The sequence below is a fragment of the Verrucosispora sp. SN26_14.1 genome (assembly GCF_004307965.1).
In the GTDB taxonomy this organism is placed as follows: Bacteria; Actinomycetota; Actinomycetes; order Mycobacteriales; family Micromonosporaceae; genus Micromonospora.
Map to the genome: position 1 here is coordinate 1 of NZ_SISL01000772.1, position 1,451 is coordinate 1,451.

Annotated in this window: 2 protein-coding genes and 1 pseudogene; all 3 read left to right on the plus strand. The window is 72.4% G+C overall.

The window, feature by feature from the left end; translation table 11 throughout:
• Positions 1–223 precede the first annotated feature (223 nt).
• Complete coding sequence (locus tag EYA84_RS31790; RefSeq protein WP_131057848.1) at positions 224–664, plus strand: Lrp/AsnC family transcriptional regulator; 441 nt, start codon at positions 224–226, stop codon at positions 662–664.
• Between the two features lie 72 nt (positions 665–736).
• Positions 737–1,249, plus strand: coding sequence for a hypothetical protein (locus EYA84_RS31795; RefSeq protein ID WP_131057849.1), 513 nt, complete (start codon positions 737–739; stop codon positions 1,247–1,249).
• A 12-nt stretch (positions 1,250–1,261) separates the two neighbouring features.
• Positions 1,262–1,451 (plus strand): annotated as a pseudogene (locus EYA84_RS31800) (class F sortase); the annotation flags it as partial.

Genomic DNA, 1,451 nt, shown 5'->3' on the forward strand with positions numbered 1-1,451 from the left:
GCACGGGCCGCGCGCTGGCGGCCGGTGACCGGACGCACCGCCGCCCGGGCACCGGGGCGCAGTTCCGTCTGCTCCATGCGTCGGCTCCTTCCTGGCGTCGGTCCAGACATGATCTCGCGGTGGGATCGCCTGACGGAATGCCTCTTCAACGGCGGTTCAGCAGGTCGACCTGCCGAACGAAAGGCACTGGCAGCAGTTCGCTTGCCGGACGTAAGGTCGCCGCGTGGACGAGATGGACTGGGCCCTGCTCCGTGAGCTGCAGGCCGACGCGCGACTGTCGTTCAGCGAGTTGTCCCGGCGGGTGCACCTGTCTCCCCCGGCCGTCGCCGAACGGGTCCGGCGGCTGGAGGAGACCGGCGTGGTCACCGGCTACCACGCCCACGTCGACCTGGCCCGGGCCGGTCGCAACGTGGTGGCGCTGATCCGGATGTCCTGTTACGGCGCCCGGTGCATCCTGCACGTCCCCGAGGTCGCCGACTGGCCGGAGATCCTGGAGATCCACCGGATCACCGGCGACGCGTGCAGCGTGCTGAAGGTCGCGGCCGGGTCGATCGGGGAGTTCGAGGCCGTCATCGACCGACTCGCCCCGTACGGGCAGCCGTCCAGCACGATGGTCCTCTCCACGCCGCTGGGCTGGCAGCCGGTCACCCCGCTGTCGGGTTAGCCGCCCCGGCAGGGGGAATGCGCCGCGGGTCACCCCAGCAGGACCGGTGCACCGGTGCCGGGAGGGAGGATCATGCGGGGTCTGCGTCCGTACCCGTCGACCGTCGTCCGACTCTTCGGCGCGTTCGCCTTGATCGGGGCTTTCGTCCTGGTCGGCGCCGCGCCCGCCCGGGCAGGTGAGAACACCTTCGTCGAGGTGACGCCGAACAGCGTGCAGGCCGGTTCCCGGGTGCACCTCAAGGCCAGCTGCGACAACGCCAACAACCGGCAGGCCGAGGTGACCTCGGACGCGTTCCGTCAGGTCTTCCTCCGCCCGAACGACGGCTTCCTCACCGGGGACGTCACCGTGCCGAGCGAGAAGCAGGCCGGCAACTACCCGGTCACCCTGCACTGCGAGAACGGTCAGACGGCCGACACCACGCTGACCGTGCTGAACATGGAGCAGCCCACCAAGGGACCGGCGACCGGAGGCGGCGGCACCGCAGGCGGCGACACCGGCTCGATGCTGCTGCTCGGCGGCGCCGCAACAGTGGCCGCGGTGGTGGTGTTCGGGCTGGTGAGCAGCCGGCGTCGGGCCGGTTCCTGACCCGCTGTCGCGATGAGCGGCTCTCGCGTACCCGCGCCGGAACCCGGTCCGGGTCGGCGCCGGACCACCGCCCGTCGGGTGCCTCGCGCCTGGCGTCGGGTGGTGGGCACGGCGCTGGGCCGGCTGGGCCGGGTCACCACGCAGATGGGGTCGGCCAGCGTCAGCACGCCCGACCCGGCGGCCCCGCCGGTGCCGCCCCTGT

Coding starts and splice junctions, on each gene's coding strand:
- EYA84_RS31795 (WP_131057849.1), top strand. CDS start 737: ATGCGGGGTCTGCGTCCGTACCCGTCGACCGTCGTCCGACTCTTCGGC.